Source organism: Candidatus Pelagadaptatus aseana (genome assembly GCF_040362265.1).
GTDB classification, from domain to species: Bacteria; Pseudomonadota; Gammaproteobacteria; order Pseudomonadales; family Cellvibrionaceae; genus Pelagadaptatus; species Pelagadaptatus aseana.
On the sequence record NZ_BAABNJ010000001.1, the window covers coordinates 80,810 to 100,056 of the forward strand.

The following is a 19,247-nucleotide window of genomic DNA, read 5'->3' on the forward strand; positions in this document are numbered from 1 at the left end:
ACTTTAGCAGCAAAGCTACAACTCTGCGTAAGACCACAACTCTGCGCAAAACCGTAAATAACGCTGGATCAATTCTCCGGATGTTGAGGCAACCGCCGCACGTCAAAATGTCGGGAGCCCTGATACCGGATGCTTTCCGGTAGCACCTCCTGAGGGACATTGCCCTTTCCCCAATAGCGCTCCAGTATTTGCAGGTAGGAGCCATTGGCAATAATGACCTGCAAACCCTGTTCAAATTGTGCCTTCAGGTAAGTGGTTCGCGGATTCGAGGTGGAAAACGCCAGCGTGCACATCAGCGGGCCATAGGCGGCAAAACCGAACTGATCCAATTGCTGTGGCCTGAATTTTTTCAGCATCAGCCAGCCGGGCAACAAAGGCGCTGACGCAAAGGTGGCGCGTTCACTGGCAACCATTCTCAGTAACCGATCAGGGCTCTCAATGGTCTCGATTTTGGCACCGCGTTCATGAAAAAACTGATCGTAGGGCGCCACCGATTTTACCGGGGTCGGCGTCACCAGAATGGTCCCCGTTAAATCCTGCCTGCCTCTGGGATCGTTATCGCCTTTGTAAAACCAGCCGTACTGAATGCGAAAAGTGGGAACAACCGTCACCTGCCCCTGAGCCAGAGCGTCATCAATAAAAAACAGGCCGGGGGAAAAGGCATCGACCTTGTGCTCGAGCATTTCTGCGACACCCCGCAGAATCGGGTAGATATGAACATCAAGGCGGATATTCTGCATCGCCAGAGCCTCGCGATACAGCTCGATCATCATACCTTCACCGTGATGCTGATACGGATAGTAATTAAAGGTCGCCAGACTGACGCTCGACAAGTCCCCTAGATCGACGGTGTCGGATGCAGGGCTTGATTGCGAGGCCAACGCCCCGGGCGCGCACAGCAACCACACAACCAGCCAAGCCATCACTTTAACCAAGAAACTTTCCCCACATGATTCGCCTGAACCCTTCAGGCAACGGTAAAAGCATAGCACTGGTTAAGACCCTGCGGTTGCGGTCAGACAGAAAGCAGCGCTTTAAAACCCGACCACCAGTCATCCCGGGGCTGGCAATCGAAGCCGTCGAGGATCATATGAATACTCAAGCCCAGACCATAGAGGCGGGTCTGGGCGGGCAGACACAGCAACAGATAGACAATCACCGGGCCAAGCCGGTGCAGCGGATGAAACCCGAGACTGCAACGCTGCGGGTCGTAAATGGGATTGGCCAGCAGATGATCGAGATCAACCAGCATGGTTGCCGCCATAATGACAAACGCCAGACGCCAACGGCTGCGAAAAAAAACCAGCGCCACCAACAGCGGCAGCAAAAAGTGTAGAGCAATATGAATCATAGGCCGGGCATTATGCGGATCTGCGACAGCAGCGGCAAGTCGATCTTTGAGCCCCTGACTGGAACCAAATCAGGACCCCAGCCACGCTTTCAGATCCAGCCACCACTGCCCCAGACGCTCGTGCCAATAGGCCCGCAGGCGATAAAAATTGCGCTCATCGGGCAGGTAGAAAAGCCAGTGATCCGGGCTCGGGTGATAATCGCGATTGGCCGGAGCCGCAATGGCTTTCAAGCCACGGGCTGTCATCAATCGCATGGCTCTGGGCATATGGCTGGCCGAAGTCACCAGCAAAAAAGGCTGGTCGCCCACCAGCGATTCAATGGCCGCCGCCTCTGATTCAGTATCCATTGGCTGCTCGATGCGCTGCAACACATCGGCGGCCAGACCCAATTCCTGAGCGGCCCGGAAGTAGACCTCTGCACTGCTGGTGCCGGCGTTAAACACCCCGCTGCCACTGAGCAACAACCGGGATTCAGGCAACAACCGCTGCAGCCGAATGCCCTCACTCAGACGCGCCAGCGAAGCCACGCCCAACTGCGCCAGTGCCGGCTGCCCCGGCTCGGCCCGATGCACACCACCACCGAGCACCACAATCCACTGCACCTGATTCTCTGGCAGCGCCAGATCCGGTGATCTGTATTGCCGCTCATAATCTGAGAACAGATAGAACCCCACCGGCGTTATGGTCAACAGCGCCAACACACAGATACCTCCAAGCGCGATGGCACCAAGCCGTTGTCGCAAGGATTTAAAGCACAGGCAACATAACAACAGGCACAGAAAAAACGGCCAGGGCATCAGCAGGTTGCCAATGATTTTTTTCAGTAAAAATCCAAATTCCATTTGGCGAGCTACTGCTCCTGTAAATGATTCAGCAAATATTGTTTGATGTCTCGCCAGGCCTCTTCGGCGGTGTCCACATAGCGGAACAGCCAGGTATCGGACGCCGAGATCATGCCTTCTTCAACCAGCACATCAAAGTTGATCAGCTTTTCCCAGTACTCGCGCCCGAAGATCAGAATCGGCAGCGGTTTGATCTTTTTGGTTTGCACCAGAGTCAGAGTTTCAAATAGTTCATCGAGGGTGCCGTAACCGCCGGGAAACACCACCAGTGCTCTGGCACGCAACAAAAAGTGCATTTTCCGCAGGGCGAAATAGTGAAACTGGAAACACAGGTCCGGGGTGATGTAGGGATTGGGCGTCTGCTCATGGGGCAACACAATATTGAGCCCGATGGACGCCCCATCGGCGTCGTGGGCACCGCGATTGGCCGCTTCCATAATGCCGGGACCGCCACCGGTTACCACATGCAGTTGCGGCAAGCCGTCCTGACAGCAGGACTCGGTAATCAACCGCGCCAACTCGCGGGCCTGATGATAATAGTGAGAATTTGCCTTGAGACGTTTTGCCGCCGACAGCCTTTGTTGCAGCTCGGCAGAGTCGGGGTTGGCCGAAAGGGCACTCTCGGCCGCCTGTATCATCCGTTCACATTGGCCCGGCGAATTGAGACGAGCACTGCCAAAAATCGCAATGGTGTCCTCGATCTGATAATCCTGCAACGCCTGCTCGACCTTGGCCAACTCCAGCTGCAGGCGCACGCCGCGCTGCTCATCGTGCATGATGAATTCATCGTCGGTATACGCCAGTTGATAGGCACCGGAAAGCGCCTGTGGTGATGTCACCGGATCTTTTAAGGCGTGATGAACGTCTTCTTTGGCGCTGGGAAAAATTTTCTTATGCTTTTTGTCGTCCATGGTCGCTCGCTTTTGTTTGGCTGCTATTCGCGACGCTTACCGCGCATCACATCGAGGCCCATGCCCATAATTTCAACACCGGTTTTGGCCATGGTCTGGGTCGTTCCCTTGAGGGTATCGGTGGTGGGGATTTCGGTGACCGCCTGCAACACTCCCTGACGAACCGACTCGCGCACCTCCTTGGACAGCGAATCCAATGCGATTTCGAGCTTTTCTTCAAACTCGACATCGATCTGCCGGCGTAGATCCGGTAACCAGATGCGCATGATCAGAAAGTAGGTTATCGACAGCGTAATGGCCGCCGAAGCAAACGCCGTAAAGAGAATCTCCAGTAACGTCATTGCCATATCCATTTCCTCGCTTTAATCGGTCTTCATCGCCTTGATCAATCCGGCAGGTCCGCCACCTGCATCACGTTGTACACCACTTCTACCGGTAACAGTTTATTGGCATCTTCCAGCTGTGACTGCAGTTCACTGTCAAACTCTATCACGCCATCGTCGTTAACGGTGATGACCGACGCCTTACGCAGCGCTTCGATAAAGCGCCGGAACAGGGTCTTATCGAAAAATTCCGGCGCATCCAGACCATTGAGCAGGGACAGGCGCTGCGCCATCAATTGCGATTGCTGCTCCAACTCGTCAGCCTGACACTGGCCGCTGCCAAAGCGCACCAATACCGACAGGCCGATAAAGTAGCGTTCCAGCGCCGGCAGGGTAATATTGACCAGCAACTCCAGTTGCAGACGGGTTACCTGACCTTTCTCGGGAGCAAACCAGCGATCGTCGTCACAGGTCACCAATTGGCGCTCGGCAAAAAACTGCAGCCAGAGTTCAACACTGTCGACCGCCTCTTCAACGGTCGGCATCAGAAACAGCTCATTGCGAATATAGGGATACACCTGCCGCATGCGTCTCTGCAGCAGGTACAAACTGGCACCATCGCCCTGTGCCACCAACGTTGCCACCAGTGACGGCAAGGCAAAAAGGTGCTGCACATTGTTGCGATAGTAAGACATGGACACCGTACTCTTACTGCTCAAGCCGTACAAATCACCCAGCGGCTGGGGAATGTGATGCAGGTATTCCATGGAGCCGGTGTACTCAATCCACTCATCAACATCGCCCAGTGGCAAACTGGTGTGCTCGTTGTAGCCGTGCACCTGTTGCATTTCCAGCAGCAGCGCCAGATGCTTTTTCAGCAACCGGCCATCAATGGCCTGACGGGAGGTTGCCAACAACGCCGTAGCCACCATATTGACCGGATTTAACGCCGCCGCGGCATTGATGCGAGTCACCAGCAAGGTGGCCAACTGATTGACAAAACCCGGCAACCACTCGGGTTTGTCGTCAGGGCCATAAGTGGTCTCACGCCACTTCGGTTGTTCGTTGTCGAGCAGGTTATTGAGATGAATCGCCTCACCAAAATTCAAATAGACCTTGCCGTTGTTTTTCAGCTTATTGACCGTCTTGGCCAAATCAAACAGGTTTTCTTTCTTCTTGGATTTACCGCGCAACTCACCCTGATAGGAGCTGCTTTCAAAGACTTTTTCGTAACCGATATAAACCGGCACAATCACGATCGGTTTGGTGTTGTCACGCAGGTGACTGCGCACCGTCATCGCCAGAGTGCCTGTGGCCGGTTTCAATGAGCGACCGGTGCGCGAGCGTCCGCCCTCAACAAAGTACTCCACCGAAAAGCCACTGGTAAACAGATTGTGCAGGTACTCGTTGAATACCGCGGTATAGAGTTTGTCACCACCGAAACTGCGGCGAATAAAGAAGGCACCACAGCCGCGCAAGATGCGCCCGACCACCGGCATGTTCAAATTTTCCCCGGCGACAATGTGCGGCACATTGAGGCCGTGGTGGTACAGCTGATAACTCAGCAACAGGTAATCGATGTGACTGCGGTGACAGGGAGCAAACACCAGTGAGTAATCTTTGGCCAGCTCGCGCACCGATTCAATGCCCCGCATTTCAATGCCGTGATAGATCTTGTTCCAGACCCAGGACATGATGGCACTGAGAAATCGCACCGCGGTATTGGTCAGATCGGCGGCGATGGCATCAAAGTGTTTGCGCGCCAGTCTGGCCGCCTCGTCTTCGCTGATGCCCTGCTCCTCGGCGTATTGAGCGATGGCACCGCGAATGTGATCGGAGTGCATCACCTTGCCCGCCAGCAACCGCTTGCTGGACATATCCGGGCCAATCACCGCAGCCCGCACCCGACGAAAATGCACCTTCATCAGGCGACTGATTTTTTTCACCAGCAGGCTGTAATCTTCAGAGCTGCTATCACTTTCGGTTTCTACCAGGCTGCGCAGCGAAACCGGGTCATTGATTTCAAAATAGGTGTTGCGACCGTTGATCAGAACGGTCAAAAACTTTTTGAAGCGCCCCATCATTTTCCAGTTACTGTCGAGCAACACCTTGATGGGGTTGGTGCTGTTATCTGCCGCGCGTCCCCAGTAAAGCGCCACCGGCAACAGGATAAAGTCGCTATCCGGATCCTCATCCAACTCCGACAGCAGGCGCTCAAGGTTATCCGCCAACTGGTCTTCGCCCCGGCCGAACAGCGGCTTGCGATCGCGGATCGCCAACAGCGGACGCCGACCCTGCATTTCACCATCGTCAATCCGCTCCAGCGCCGAGGGCAAACCGTGCTTGCGGCACTGGCGATCGAGCACCAGCAGATCGGCCAGGGAGTTATGCTCCAGCACATAGATCAGCTGTTTGCCATCGGCCAATTGCTTATTTAATGCCGACACATCGGTGTGGTGAGGGTTATCTCCTACCCGGACCCACCAGAACATAATGGCTTGTATAAGGCGACTGAAAAGGTCGTTGATAAAATTCATAAACTTGGGAACCACATCAGATCAAATTTGTTTCAATGGAGGTAATCGGCCAGCCACTGCGGGGGAGACAATTCGGCGTCCAGTGTCGTCATGACATTATAGACGCCCAGCAACTTGCGACTGATAAATGCAAACTCTTTGGGCGGCATTTCAAAGTCCGTGGTCATCGCCTGTTTGGCTCCGACCTTGGCTGCCCGCTTGGGCAAACCGCTGTGCGCCCAACGGTAGTCACCCTGTTCATTGAGGGCACCTTCGGGCAAGTCATCCGGGTGATAGTTCAACGGCTCGATGATTTGCAGCAACAGGGTGGAGAAGCGCTCCTGGGCATTGCGGCTGCTGTCGCGACGCAACAGTGACATCCCCAGAATGCCGGCAATCACCTGCTCGCGGTCTTTTTGAAACGCGCCGCGAATCATGGTTTTTAAAGGCTCGAAAAACGCTTCGGGGTAACTGCAAACGGCACCAAAATCCAACAGCACCAGTTTGTCATCTTCACCCTCGGGATCAATCTGCACCCGGTAATTGCCAAAATTGGGGTCTGTCTGCATTTCATGCCAGTCAAACACCTCTTTAAAGAACAGATGCAGAAAGGCCTCCGCCAGACGATTGCGTCGCGCCTGGGAAAGCGCCTGAACTTCCGGAGAATTAAAGGCATAGCCCGACTCAAAGCTTTGCACCAGCACTCTGGGACTGCTCCAGTCCTCATAAACCCGGGGCACCCTGAGCATCGGATCGCCCTTTAACCGCTCAGCAAAGCGGCGCATGGCGGAGGCTTCCAGCTCGTAATCCACCTCCTGATGCAACACCCGTCGCACCTCACCAAGCCAGTCTTCAAACTCATCGCCCATTTTGATCAGGCGCGCCACCTTCAGCATCTGGGTTACCGCATCGAGATCGGTATCAATGGCATCGGCCACCCCCGGGTACTGAACTTTGAGGCACAGGGGAACGCCATCGAGGGTCGCCTTGTGCACCTGACTGAGGGAGGCGGCACCCAGTGGATGAGTATCGATCTGCAGCTTCTGGCGATGGGCATCGTCCAGCTCTTCGGCCAGCACCTCTTCTATCACATCCCAGTGAACCGGGTGGGTTTGCTCTTCGAGCTTGCGAAAGGCCAGCGCCACTTCATCGGGCAACACATAGTCACCGTAGAGCGCCATCACTTGCCCTACCTTGACCACCCCGCCTTTGAGCTTGCCCAGATCATCGGCCAACTGGGAGGCATTGTTCGCCAGCACTTCGCGGCGGTGCGCCTGCCGCTTGTCTTTGGATTTCAGCAACCCGCCCCACAGCTGGGTGGTGGCCCGGGCTCCGGTTTTAACACCCACCCCGGCCAGACTCAGGCGACGCTCAAGCTTGCCGGTTTTGAGACGCTTGATGTGGGATTTGGACTTCTTCATAACAACCCTTGGACAGGTAAAAAACAGGCCGAACCTTAACACATATGTGTTTGTGACTTGATATCAATCACATATTTGGTGCTCACTAATGCTATAAAAGACGCATCCATAACAATAAACCGAAAAAACGGATTGAAAGCCACCATGAGCGAGTCACTGAGCAACTCTCTGGAAACGGTCGTCGACCAGATCATCGAACGCTGCGGACCACACGTTAAACTGTTTATTCCGCTGGGCCTGGGCAAGCCGGCCCAGCTGACCAACGCCCTGTACCAGCGGGTCAAAGCCAGCCCAAATCTGCAACTCACCCTCCTGACCGCCCTGACACTGGAGCGCCCTAGCCCCGGCAAGGGCCTGCAAAAAGCTTATCTGGAGCCTATTTTCGAGCGCATCTTTGGCGGTTTTGTCGGCTATGACTACATGGCGGATATTCGCAAGGGTGCAATCCCGGACAACGTCACCGTGCACGAATTCTTTGTTAAATCCGGTGGTCTGATCAATGTCCCCAGCGTGCAGCAGAATTACATTTCGTCCAACTACACCCACGCGGCCAGAGACGCCCTGCATATGGGCGTCAACTGCATTGCCCAGGTAGTGGCCGTACAAGGCGACCAGCGGGACAAAATTTCTTTTGGCTGCAACCCTGAAATCACCCTCAACGCCATGGCCCAGGCCGAAAAACTGGGGTTAAAGCGCCCTGTGCTGGTTGGCCAGATCCACCACCAACTGCCCTACATGGGCAACGACGCCGAAGTCAGTGCCGACACCTTTGATCTGTTGCTGGATAACCCGGACTATTCCACCCGCCTGTTCGGCGCCCCCAATATGCCGGTGACCATGAACGACTTTCTGATTGGCCTCTACGCCAGCCGCCTGATGAAAGACGGCGGCACCCTGCAAATCGGCATCGGCGCCCTGGGTGATGCCGTGGCCTACGGGCTGAAATTCCGCCACGAGCATAACGACCAATACCACCAGCTGATGCAAGAGCTTCAGGTCCAGCAGCGGTTTGGCGAGGTCACCAGTCACTGGGGTGAAGACGATACTTTCGAGCAGGGCATCTATGGCAGCAGTGAGATGTTTGTCGATGGCTTCCTCTACCTGATGAAAGCCGGGGTATTGAAGAAACACGTGTACCCGGATCTGCGCCTGCAGCAATGGGCCAATCAGCATCCGGAGGCCAGCCCCAAAGGCGGTGCCATAGCGCTGACGCCCGAGGCATTCAGGCAATGGCTAAGCGATGGCGTCATTCCATCCACGCTGACTGCCGAGGAAGTATCGCGACTGCACACACTGGGCATCCTCAACCAAAACTGCCAGTGGCAAGACAGCGGTATCGTTGTTGACGGCCAAACCTTCGAGCGAGCCGATCTGACAGACCCGGCATTGCTCGACGCCATTTGCCAGCGGGGTTTGGGCGAGCAACTCAACAGCACGTTTATGCACGGCGGCTTTTTTCTGGGCCCCAACCAGTTTTATCAGGAATTGAGAGAGCTGAGCGAAACCGAACAGCGCGGCATCAATATGACCGACATCCGCTATATGAATCACCTCTACGACAATGAGGAACTCAAGCGGGCCCAGCGCCAGCACGCACGTTTTATCAATACCTGCTTTACCGTCAGCCTGATGGGGGCAGCCACCTCGGACGCCCTCGAAAACGGCCAGGTGGTCAGTGGCGTGGGCGGCCAGTATAACTTCGTCAGTCAGGCCCATGAGCTCGATGGCGGGCGCTCAATCCTGATGATCAAAGCTACCCGCGAGAAAAACGGCGTGGTCAGCTCCAACATTGTGCCCCACTACGGCCACGTCACCATCCCCAAACACCTGCGCGACATTTACATCAGCGAATACGGCATTGCCGACGTCCGGGGCAAATGCGATGCGGATATCGTCAAAGCCATGCTCAATATTGCTGACTCGCGTTTCCAACCGGAGCTGCTGGCCGAAGCCAAACGCTCGGGCAAGCTACCAGACGATTACCAGATCCCGGAGATCCATCGTCACAACACCCCCGAACATCTGGCGCAGATCTGGCAACGGAGCAATGGTGCCAGCGCCTTTCCGGCGTTCCCCTTCGGCTCGGAATTTACCCCTCTGGAACAACAGCTCGGCAAGGCCCTGAAGCATCTGGCTGCGGCAAAGAGCAGTAAACTGGCGCTGTTCAAATTGATTTGGCAAGGGCGCGATCAGGCCGAAGCAGCCACCCCTTACATGGAGAGAATGGGACTGATGTCGCCGGCAGGTCTGGCACAGAAAATGGAAGCGATGGCACTCAAGGGTGCCCTCAGGGCCACCGGGGTGATCTGATCAGACCAGTTTGTAAGCCACCAGACGAACGGACTCGTCACCGAGGGCCAGCTGCAAAATATGCATAAAAATGCTGATGCGCTGGCCCGATTTACTCACGGCAACCGCCTGATAATCAGAATTCTGTTTGCGGGAAAGGTGCTTGGTAATCTCGGAGAAAGACGCCACATCAAACAATCGCCAGGCGTTCATGCCCAGCATTTCACTGACGCTATAGCCAAAATCCCGCTCTGTGTCATCGGTCACAGCCAGCACAATACTGTCCTGATGCAAGCCAAAAATACTGAAGCCCTGCTCACGTAAACTGCGGCACTCAGCCTCGAAATGATTTAACAGCGACTGCGATGGTTCCATCTGTTCTCATCCCACTCAGCCGGCAACTGCCCTGCGCGAGTGAAGCTATCCCCCAAAATTATCTCCGGGAATTATGCTGACACAGGCACAGCAAAACAAGTCATATGCCGCCAACGAATACCCCCAGCCGACCGACTGTCGGCGTGAACCTAAACGTCAACAGGCTTAAAGAAAATGCCTATTGCACGACATCTCCAGCTCTGCTGGAATTGATCACTTATTGCCCATAGATAATACCAACATCAGCTATAACAATAACGGAGCACACATGGAGTACCGACTGCCCCTCGCGCAACAACAACACAACGTTGCCCAACACCCCGATAAAATCTGGCTGCACCAACCCGTAGACCGGGTATGGCACAGTTACACCTGGGCCGAAGTCGATGATCAGGCCCGGCGCATTGCCAGCGGTCTGCTGGCTAATGGCCTGACCAAGGGCGACCGGGTTGCCATTATTGCCAAGAACTCCATGGAGTGGTTCGTGACCGACCTGGCCATCATGATGGCGGGCATGATCAGCGTCCCCATCTATGCCACCGCCGGTATCGAAACCATTCAGCACGTCATCAATCACAGCGGCTCCAAGGCAATCTTTGTCGGTAAGCTGGATGATCAGGGCCCCATCGAAGCGGCCATGCCGAAAGACATCCTCAGCATTGCCTTTCCCTACCCCACAGCCCAGTGCAAAGCCCAGTGGCATGACTGGCTGCAACAATACGAGCCCCTGCAGGAGCTGCACGAAGCTCAGCCCGATGACATCTTTACTCTGGTCTATACCTCCGGCAGTACCGGCCTGCCCAAGGGCGTGGTGCTGACCCAGCGCAATGTCGCGGCCTCTGCCTACAACGCGGCTACCATTGTCGACAGCGACGGCAAAGAGCGCGGCATGTCTTACCTGCCTCTGGCCCATATTACCGAGCGCTGCGTGGTGGAACTGCCGTCGTTTTATAATCCCGCGGACGTCTACTTTGTTGAGTCACTCGACACCTTTATCGAGGACCTGCGTCATGCCCGTCCCACCAACTTCCTGTCAGTACCGCGACTCTGGACCAAATTCCAGTCTCAAATTCTGGCCAAGATGCCCAACAAAAAGCTCCAGCGTCTGCTGAAAATCCCCATTATTGGCAAACTGGTGGCGAAGAAAATCCGCACCCAACTGGGTCTGCAACACGCCACCCGGTTTGGCTCGGGTACCGCGCCCATCGCTCCGGATGTTCTGCGCTGGTTTCGCGGCATAGGCATCGACATCGGCGAGGGCTGGGGCATGACCGAGACCTCGGGCCTGTCCTGTGGCAACATTCCCTACGACCCCGACCATCTGAGCACCATTGGCGTTACTCAGAAGTGCGTTGAGATGAAATTGTCTGACGCCGGTGAAATTCTTATTCGCGGTGATGCAGTGTTCAAGGAGTACTACAACAACCCCGAAGCCACCAGCGAATCCTTTGTCGAAGGCTGGTTCCGCACCGGCGACAAGGCCAAGCAAAACGCCGATGGCTCCTGGCAGATTATTGGCCGGGTGAAAGAGCAGTTCAAAACCGGCAAGGGCAAGTACGTTGCGCCCGTGCCCATTGAGAGCAGCCTGGGCCGCAATACCGACATTGAGCAAGTCTGCGTGATGGGGGTTGGCCGCAAGCAACCCATTGCCATACTGGTGCTGGGTGAAGGCAACAGCAAAAGCCAGCAGGAAATCCGAGCAGAACTGGAAAAGACCCTGCAAGAGGTAAACAGCGAGCTGGAATCACACCAGACTCTGGATCATTTGATTGTCTGCGACGAAGCCTGGGGTATCGATAACGGTTTGTTGACACCCACATTAAAACTCAAGCGCGACAAGCTGGAAGAGCGCTATGGCCATTTCCTCACAGCACCATTGAAAGGCAAAGTGGTCTGGGAGAGCGAAGCGGCCTAAGCGGCGCGGCTCATCCACACAGCCAAAAAAAGGGCCAGTACAGACTCACTGTACCGGCCCTTTTTAATATCCCTGCAAGCTACTGATACCCTTCGGGATTATTGGATTGCCAACGCCAGGAATCCGCCATCATCCGCTCCAGCCCCAGCTCGGCCTTCCATCCCAGTTCCCGCTCAGCCAGCTCCGGGTTGGCAAAACACTCGGCAATATCTCCTGGTCGACGGGCCTCAATCCGATAGGGCACCGGCTTGCCACTGACCTGCGAGAACGCGTTGACAATATCCAGCACACTGTACCCCTGACCGGTACCCAGATTGTAGGTGTAACAGCCGGCATCGGCCTGACGCAGCACATCCAGAGCCTTGACGTGACCACGTGCCAGATCCAGCACATGAATGTAATCGCGAACCCCGGTACCGTCTTTGGTGGGGTAGTCATCCCCGAAGACACTCAACTGCGGCAGGCGCCCCACCGCCACCTGAGCCACATAGGGCAGCAGGTTATTAGGGATACCTTGCGGGTCTTCGCCGATCAGGCCGCTTTCATGGGCACCCACCGGATTGAAATAGCGCAACAGGGTAACCCGCCAGTCGTTGTCTGCCACCTTGCACAGATCCCGCAGTATCTCTTCGACCATCAACTTGCTTTGGCCATAGGGGTTGGTGGTTGAGGTGGCAAAACTCTCATCGATGGGCACACTCGCCGGATCACCATAGACCGTGGCCGACGAACTGAAAATCAGGCGCTTCACGCCATACTCGGCCATGACTTCGGCCAGCACAATCGTTCCGGAAACGTTGTTATGGTAATAGCGCAAAGGCTGTTCACAGGATTCGCCAACCGCCTTCAGACCGGCAAAGTGGAGAACCGCACCAAAGTCGTGCTGGTCAAACACCGACCTAAGCGCATTCCTGTCAGTTATATCGGCCTCTACACAGCTGACAGCCCTGCCGGAAATCTGTTGTAAACGCTCAAGCACCAGAGGCTTACTGTTGCAAAAATTATCAACAATAACAGGTTCATAACCGGCCGCCATAAGCTCCAGACACGTGTGACTGCCAATGTAGCCGGCGCCGCCAGTAACCAAAATTTTCATAACCAAAGCCCTTAACAATTGCTTCTATTTTACACGAGAAGATAACCGACAACAGGTCATAAACAGCGCCCCGGTAAAAACATGGCCCGAACTTTGATTGATAAAATTTAATAGAGCAAAAACGACAATTAATTGTCAGAGCATAAGATACAGCGTCTATGCTGAAAGAAACTAAAACCTTTTTATATACGTAAAAGCCGGAGAACAAAGCAACACATAAATATTATTTTCCAAGGGGAGACGTGCCATGAGCATATTCAATCATTATCGCGAGCGCTACGAGTCCACACAGGAAGAAGAACTCTCCATTCAGGAGTATCTGGAGCTGTGTAAATCCGATCCCGGTGTCTACGCCACCGCAGCCGAGCGCATGCTGATGGCCATTGGCGAACCCGAGCTGATCGATACCTCCAAAGACCCCCGCCTGAGCCGCATTTTTTCCAACAAGGTCATCAAACGCTACAGCGCCTTTGGCGATTTTTACGGCATGGAAGAATGCATCGAGCAAATCGTCTCCTTCTTTAAACATGCCGCACAGGGGCTCGAAGAAAAGAAACAGATTCTCTATCTGCTGGGCCCGGTGGGCGGCGGCAAGTCCTCTCTGGCGGAAAAACTCAAGGCCCTGATGGAAAAAAGCCCCATCTACTGCATCAAAGGTTCTCCGGTCTTCGAATCCCCCCTTGGCCTGTTCGATCCGGAAGAAGACGGTCAGATACTGGAAGAAGACTACGGTATCGCCAGACGCTACATCAAAACCATTATGTCGCCCTGGGCGGTCAAACGTCTGCATGAATTCAACGGCGATATCAGTCAATTCAAAGTGGTGAAGATGTACCCGTCCATTCTCGATCAGATTGCCATTTCCAAGACCGAACCGGGCGACGAAAACAATCAGGACATCTCCTCTCTGGTGGGCAAGGTCGATATTCGCAAGCTGGAAGACTTCCCCCAAAATGATCCGGATGCCTACAGCTACTCCGGCGGTTTGTGTCGCGCCAATCAGGGTTTGATGGAATTTGTGGAAATGTTCAAAGCCCCCATCAAAGTGCTGCACCCGCTGTTAACCGCGACCCAGGAAGGCAACTACAACAGCACCGAAGGGCTGGGCGCCATCCCCTACGATGGCATCGTCTTGGCCCACTCCAATGAATCGGAGTGGCAAACCTTCAAGAACAACAAAAACAACGAGGCTTTTATCGATCGGGTGTACATCGTCAAAGTGCCCTATTGCCTGAGGGTCTCCGAAGAAATTGCCATCTATCAGAAGCTGCTGGAAAACAGTTCACTGTGCCAGGCCCCCTGCGCGCCCGACACACTGAAAATGCTGGCCCAGTTCTCTACCCTGTCGCGGCTGGTGGAACCGGAAAATTCCAATATGTATTCCAAGATGCGGGTCTACGATGGTGAAAACCTCAAGGACACCGATCCCAAAGCCAAATCCATTCAGGAATACAAGGACTCCGCCGGAGTCAACGAGGGCATGAGCGGGCTGTCGACCCGCTTTGCCTTCAAGATTCTGTCGAAAGTCTTTAACTTCGATCCCACCGAGGTGGCCGCCAATCCCGTGCACCTGCTCTATGTACTGGAACAGCAAATCGAGCAGGAGCAATTTCAGCCGGAACTGCGCGAGCGCTATCTCGGCACCATCAAGGAATATCTGGCGCCACGCTATGTGGAATTTATCGGCAAGGAAATTCAGACGGCTTACCTCGAATCCTACGCCGAATACGGCCAGAATATTTTTGATCGCTACGTCACCTACGCCGACTTCTGGATTCAGGATCAGGAATTCCGCGATCCGGAAACCGGCGAAATCCTCGATCGCCCGGCCCTGAATGAAGAGCTGGAAAAAATCGAGAAGCCGGCGGGCATCAGCAACCCAAAAGACTTCCGCAATGAAGTGGTCAACTTTGTACTGCGCGCCCGCGCCAATAATCAGGGCAACAACCCGATCTGGAGCAGCTACGAAAAACTGCGCACCGTGATTGAGAAGAAAATGTTTTCCAACACCGAAGATTTGTTGCCGGTGATTTCGTTTAACGCCAAAGCCTCTGCTGATGACCAGAAAAAGCATCAGGATTTTGTCGCTCGCATGGTGGATCGCGGCTACACCGACAAGCAGGTTCGGCTGTTGTCTGAATGGTACTTGCGCGTCAGAAAATCGCAGTAAAAGCCTGACACCCACAACGAGGGAAGAGCATGGCTTATATTATTGACAGACGCCTGAACAGCAAAAACAAAAGCGCGGTTAACCGCCAGCGCTTTTTGCGGCGCTATCGCAAGCACATCAAAAAAGCGGTGTCCGATGCCGTCAACAAACGCTCCATTACCGACATGGAGCGCGGCGAAAAAATCAGCATCCCCAACAAGGACATCAGTGAGCCCACCTTTCATCACGGCAAAGGCGGTCTCAGCGAACGCGTACTGCCGGGCAATCACGACTTTGTCAGCGGCGACAATATTCCCAGGCCTCAGGGCGGTGGTGGTAGCGGCGGTTCCGGCAATGGCGCCAGCGACTCCGGCGAAGGTATGGATGAGTTTGTGTTCCAGATAACCCAAGATGAATTTCTGGATTTTATGTTTGACGATCTGGAGCTCCCCAATCTGGTCAAGCGACAACTGGCGGGCAACGAAGAATTCAAAATGCGCCGGGCAGGCTTCAGTGAAGAAGGCTCGCCCGGACGCGTCAATATTGTTCGCACCCTGCGCTCGGCCAACGCCCGGCGTATGGCTCTGACCGGAGGCAAACGCAAACGGGTAAAACTTCTGGAACAACAACTCGAGCAACAACTGGGGCTGGACAAAGCACTGCAAAATCAGGACAAAATCCACGCATTGAGAGAAGAGATTGAGCAATTGCAGGCGCGCATCAAACGCGTTCCCTGGCTCGATGATTTTGACTTGAAGTACAACCTCCATGTCAAACAGCCCATACCCCGATCCAAAGCCGTGATGTTTTGTCTGATGGATGTGTCCGGTTCCATGACTCAGGCCACCAAAGATATGGCCAAGCGCTTTTTTATTTTGCTGTATCTTTTTTTGCAACGGAATTACGAGCACACCGAAGTGGTGTTTATCCGTCATCACACCAGCGCCAAGGAAGTGGATGAGGAAGAATTTTTCTACTCCCGCGAAACCGGCGGCACCATTGTCTCCAGCGCTTTGCGCCTGCTCGATGAAATTCTGGAAAAGCGCTATCCCGTTGGCGAATGGAATATCTATTGCGCTCAGGCCTCTGATGGCGACAACTGGAATGACGATTCATCGTCCTGCTCAAGACTGCTGATGGAAAACCTGTTACCCAAAATGCAGTACTACTCCTATATCGAAATCACCCCCAGAGATCATCAGGCCCTCTGGCAGGAGTATGAACAGGTTCAGGCCAATTTTCCCGAGGCTTTTGCCATGCAACAAATCGTCGAACCCGGTGATATCTATCCGGTATTTCGTCAACTGTTTCAGAAAAAAGGTCCACAGAACTCATGACCGACTGCGATACCAATGTCGACAACAATACCGACAACAATCTCGGCAACGACAGCCGACTGATTGCCGACACCAATGAGTGGTCGTTTGAGCTGATCGCCGACTACGATAAAGCCATTGCCGAGGTTGCCGCCGAGTACCAACTCGACACCTACCCCAATCAGATTGAAGTCATCAGTTCAGAACAGATGATGGACGCCTACGCCGCCGTCGGCATGCCGCTGGGTTATCATCACTGGTCTTACGGCAAGCAATTTCTCAATATCGAGCAATCCTATTCCCGCGGACAAATGGGCTTGGCCTACGAGATTGTGATCAACTCCAACCCCTGCATCGCCTATCTGATGGAAGAGAACACTCTGACCATGCAGGCACTGGTGATTGCCCACGCCTGTTACGGCCACAATTCTTTTTTCAAAGGCAACTACCTGTTTCGCGCTTGGACCGATGCCGATTCCATCATCGACTATCTGGTGTTTGCCAAAAATTATATTGCCCAGTGTGAATCCCGCTATGGTATTGACGAAGTGGAAGCAATTCTCGACTCCTGTCACGCGCTGATGAACTACGGCGTGGATCGCTATAAGCGCCCCTACCCCATATCCGCCGAAGAGGAAAAGCAACGCCAAGAAGAGCGGGAAACAATCCGCCAGCAACAGATCAACGATTTGTGGCGAACCATCCCCCAGAATCAGGACAAGGCCAGCGAAGAAAAGGTCGCCACCTTCCCCGTCGAACCGGAGGAAAACATCCTCTACTTTATTGAGAAAAATGCGCCGTTGCTGGAGCCCTGGCAAAGGGAAGTGATTCGCATTGTGCGCAAGATCGCCCAGTACTTTTATCCCCAGCGGCAAACCCAGGTAATGAATGAAGGCTGGGCCACCTTCTGGCACTACACCATTTTGCAAACCCTGTTTGATCGCGGTCAGGTGGGCGAAGGCTTTATGCTGGAGTTTCTGCAGTCACACACCAGCGTGGTGTACCAGCCGCCCTATGACAGCCCCTACTTCAGCGGCATCAATCCCTACACTCTGGGGTTCAGTATGATGTGTGATATACGTCGCATCTGCGAAGAACCCACAGATGAAGACAAGCACTGGTTTCCCGACATCGCCGGCAGCGACTGGCTGGAAACACTGCACTTTGCCATGCGTAACTTCAAAGACGAGAGCTTTATCCTGCAGTACCTGTCACCCAAGGTGATGCGGGATCTGAAGCTGTTTCAGATTGTCGACGACGACCGCAAGAGCACCATCCGCGTTAACGCTATCCACGACGAAAGCGGTTATCAGAAAGTTCGCGAGGCACTCGCCGGGCAATATAACCTGAGCAATAGGGAGCCGGATATTCAGGTGGTGAGTGTTGACGTGCGCGGTGATCGCTCCCTGACACTGCACCACACCCAGCGCAACCGCAACCCACTGGGGGATTCCACCGATGAAGTGCTCAAGCACCTGCATCGCCTGTGGGGCTTTGATATTCACCTGCACTCAGTCAACGACGGCGAAGTGACCGCCAGCTATCACTGTCCACCACTCAAAGCCGATATAACACTCGAAGAGCAGACAACTACCTCATTCTGACAATATTGGCCAAGAAACGGCTAGCGGCCGGATATTTTATCGATCGTCTTTAGCGTGGTGTGCAGAACGGTATTTTTGAGTTTGGCCACAGCCGGTTTCGCGACTTTTTGCAATGGATTGAGTTTCGCCGGCGTCCAATACACCTTGTCACCCACGCTGATATCACCCGCTTTAATTACCGAGGCATTGATACCCAAGTTGCGGCCCGAGTGTTTATCCAGCGAGCGAACCACCTTGCTGTCTTTTTCCAACCCCGCCTGGGGTTGTGATGGCATGGAGCAACGCACCGTGGGCGATTCGCATTTGATCACTGCCTCACCAATCTGCAAGGTGCCATCCACCCAGCGAAATTCATCAAATTCCACCTCCTTGTTGTGGCTTTCGATAAAAATATTAGGCCGGAACCGCTCGACACAAAAATCACCTCTGGGCTCAATTTGTTTCATGGTATCAAGGGAATTATCCGTCAGTATGTGCAACGGATAGCAATCGTAATAGCGCCCCAGTGGCGTTACAAACAGGGACAACTCCGACAGTAATTTCCATGAAAAAGACGACAGATCCGGCAACTCTTTCGACGCAAACTGTCGCTTCATGGCCTTGGCCCCATTGATACCGGAGAGGCGATAGTGACGCCAGTTGCGCTTGGGCTGCAGCGGCCACAGAGACAGGTTCTTGCCTGTCACCTCGGAAATCTTCTGATTAACCTGCGGATCATTGGAGCTGACCTCACTGCCATCGGGCAGCGTAATCATGACGTTTGGGATGTCCTCGCCATTTGGCACCTCCAGATAGCGGGAGCGACATCGCAATAACTTGGGCGTGTTTCTGACAATGGTCAGTTCATTGGCATCCTCATCGCGCAGAATCCAGCCACGATCTGCCTGCATGCCATAAGACGCAATATGAGCCTGATCCAGAGTTTCCCCCACCATGGACTTTACAGGGTAGCGCCACAGTTGTTTGATGCATCCAACAAGCTCTGCCATAAAAACCCCCTCTGATAACGATTAAAAAGCGATAACAATTAAAAAACGATAGCGCACCAATATCAGGGCATGATGAACAGATTGCAAGCAACAAGATTTCAAACAAACGAAGCAACCGCAATCCAGAAGAGCTCAAGTTCGAGGCATCA

General features: G+C 54.0%; 15 protein-coding genes. 5 read left to right on the forward strand and 10 right to left on the reverse strand.

Going from position 1 to position 19,247, the window contains the following annotated elements:
* Positions 1–68 precede the first annotated feature (68 nt).
* The 7 genes from ACPXV9_RS00390 to ACPXV9_RS00420 all read right to left on the reverse strand — a co-directional run bounded on the left by ACPXV9_RS00390 (position 69) and on the right by ACPXV9_RS00420 (position 7,365).
* On the reverse strand, positions 69–923 hold the full coding sequence (locus ACPXV9_RS00390) for a substrate-binding periplasmic protein (protein ID WP_423893687.1): 855 nt from the start codon (positions 921–923) through the stop codon (positions 69–71).
* Between the two features lie 92 nt (positions 924–1,015).
* Entirely contained in the window at positions 1,016–1,351 is a 336-nt protein-coding gene (locus ACPXV9_RS00395; protein WP_423893688.1) for a DUF6122 family protein, read from the reverse strand.
* A gap of 69 nt (positions 1,352–1,420) precedes the next feature.
* Positions 1,421–2,194 (reverse strand): ElyC/SanA/YdcF family protein, encoded by a 774-nt coding sequence (locus ACPXV9_RS00400; protein WP_423893689.1) that lies wholly within the window; start codon positions 2,192–2,194, stop codon positions 1,421–1,423.
* Positions 2,195–2,202: 8 nt separating this feature from the next.
* Positions 2,203–3,105: a TIGR00730 family Rossman fold protein gene (locus ACPXV9_RS00405; RefSeq protein WP_423893690.1), complete on the reverse strand. Its 903-nt coding sequence runs from the start codon at positions 3,103–3,105 to the stop codon at positions 2,203–2,205.
* A gap of 23 nt (positions 3,106–3,128) precedes the next feature.
* A complete protein-coding gene (locus ACPXV9_RS00410) occupies positions 3,129–3,452 on the reverse strand; it encodes a hypothetical protein (RefSeq protein WP_423893691.1) in 324 nt (107 codons plus the stop codon).
* Between the two features lie 38 nt (positions 3,453–3,490).
* Complete coding sequence (plsB, locus tag ACPXV9_RS00415; RefSeq protein ID WP_423893692.1) at positions 3,491–5,965, reverse strand: glycerol-3-phosphate 1-O-acyltransferase PlsB; 2,475 nt, start codon at positions 5,963–5,965, stop codon at positions 3,491–3,493.
* A 32-nt stretch (positions 5,966–5,997) separates the two neighbouring features.
* Entirely contained in the window at positions 5,998–7,365 is a 1,368-nt protein-coding gene (locus ACPXV9_RS00420) for an ABC1 kinase family protein (RefSeq protein WP_423893693.1), read from the reverse strand.
* 144 nt (positions 7,366–7,509) lie between these two features.
* Here ACPXV9_RS00420 and ACPXV9_RS00425 point away from each other — a divergent pair, with 144 nt between their 5' ends.
* Positions 7,510–9,675 (forward strand): acetyl-CoA hydrolase/transferase C-terminal domain-containing protein, encoded by a 2,166-nt coding sequence (locus ACPXV9_RS00425; RefSeq protein ID WP_423893694.1) that lies wholly within the window; start codon positions 7,510–7,512, stop codon positions 9,673–9,675.
* On the opposite strand, the gene ACPXV9_RS00430 is transcribed toward ACPXV9_RS00425, so the two are convergent.
* The gene (locus ACPXV9_RS00430) at positions 9,676–10,029 is read right to left on the reverse strand and encodes a hypothetical protein (RefSeq protein WP_423893695.1); all 354 of its coding nucleotides are present in this window, start codon (positions 10,027–10,029) and stop codon (positions 9,676–9,678) included. It abuts the gene before it with no gap.
* A gap of 268 nt (positions 10,030–10,297) precedes the next feature.
* Between ACPXV9_RS00430 and ACPXV9_RS00435 the strand changes: the two genes are divergently transcribed.
* The gene (locus ACPXV9_RS00435; RefSeq protein WP_423893696.1) at positions 10,298–11,944 is read left to right on the forward strand and encodes an AMP-binding protein; all 1,647 of its coding nucleotides are present in this window, start codon (positions 10,298–10,300) and stop codon (positions 11,942–11,944) included.
* 79 nt (positions 11,945–12,023) lie between these two features.
* Here ACPXV9_RS00435 and galE read toward each other — a convergent pair whose 3' ends face one another.
* Positions 12,024–13,040 carry a UDP-glucose 4-epimerase GalE gene (gene galE, locus ACPXV9_RS00440; protein ID WP_423893697.1) on the reverse strand — a complete coding sequence of 339 codons (1,017 nt, stop codon included), beginning with the start codon at positions 13,038–13,040 and terminating at the stop codon, positions 12,024–12,026.
* 247 nt (positions 13,041–13,287) lie between these two features.
* Between galE and ACPXV9_RS00445 the strand changes: the two genes are divergently transcribed.
* From ACPXV9_RS00445 to ACPXV9_RS00455, 3 genes are read left to right on the forward strand one after another with little or no spacing between them, the layout of a single operon-like run.
* Positions 13,288–15,210 carry a PrkA family serine protein kinase gene (locus ACPXV9_RS00445; RefSeq protein WP_423893698.1) on the forward strand — a complete coding sequence of 641 codons (1,923 nt, stop codon included), beginning with the start codon at positions 13,288–13,290 and terminating at the stop codon, positions 15,208–15,210.
* Between the two features lie 29 nt (positions 15,211–15,239).
* The gene (locus tag ACPXV9_RS00450; RefSeq protein WP_423893699.1) at positions 15,240–16,526 is read left to right on the forward strand and encodes a YeaH/YhbH family protein; all 1,287 of its coding nucleotides are present in this window, start codon (positions 15,240–15,242) and stop codon (positions 16,524–16,526) included.
* Positions 16,523–18,109, forward strand: coding sequence for a SpoVR family protein (locus tag ACPXV9_RS00455; RefSeq protein WP_423893700.1), 1,587 nt, complete (start codon positions 16,523–16,525; stop codon positions 18,107–18,109). The genes ACPXV9_RS00450 and ACPXV9_RS00455 overlap by 4 nt, the downstream gene beginning before the upstream one ends.
* A gap of 20 nt (positions 18,110–18,129) precedes the next feature.
* Here ACPXV9_RS00455 and ACPXV9_RS00460 read toward each other — a convergent pair whose 3' ends face one another.
* The gene (locus ACPXV9_RS00460; protein WP_423893701.1) at positions 18,130–19,098 is read right to left on the reverse strand and encodes an MOSC domain-containing protein; all 969 of its coding nucleotides are present in this window, start codon (positions 19,096–19,098) and stop codon (positions 18,130–18,132) included.
* Positions 19,099–19,247 lie beyond the last annotated feature (149 nt).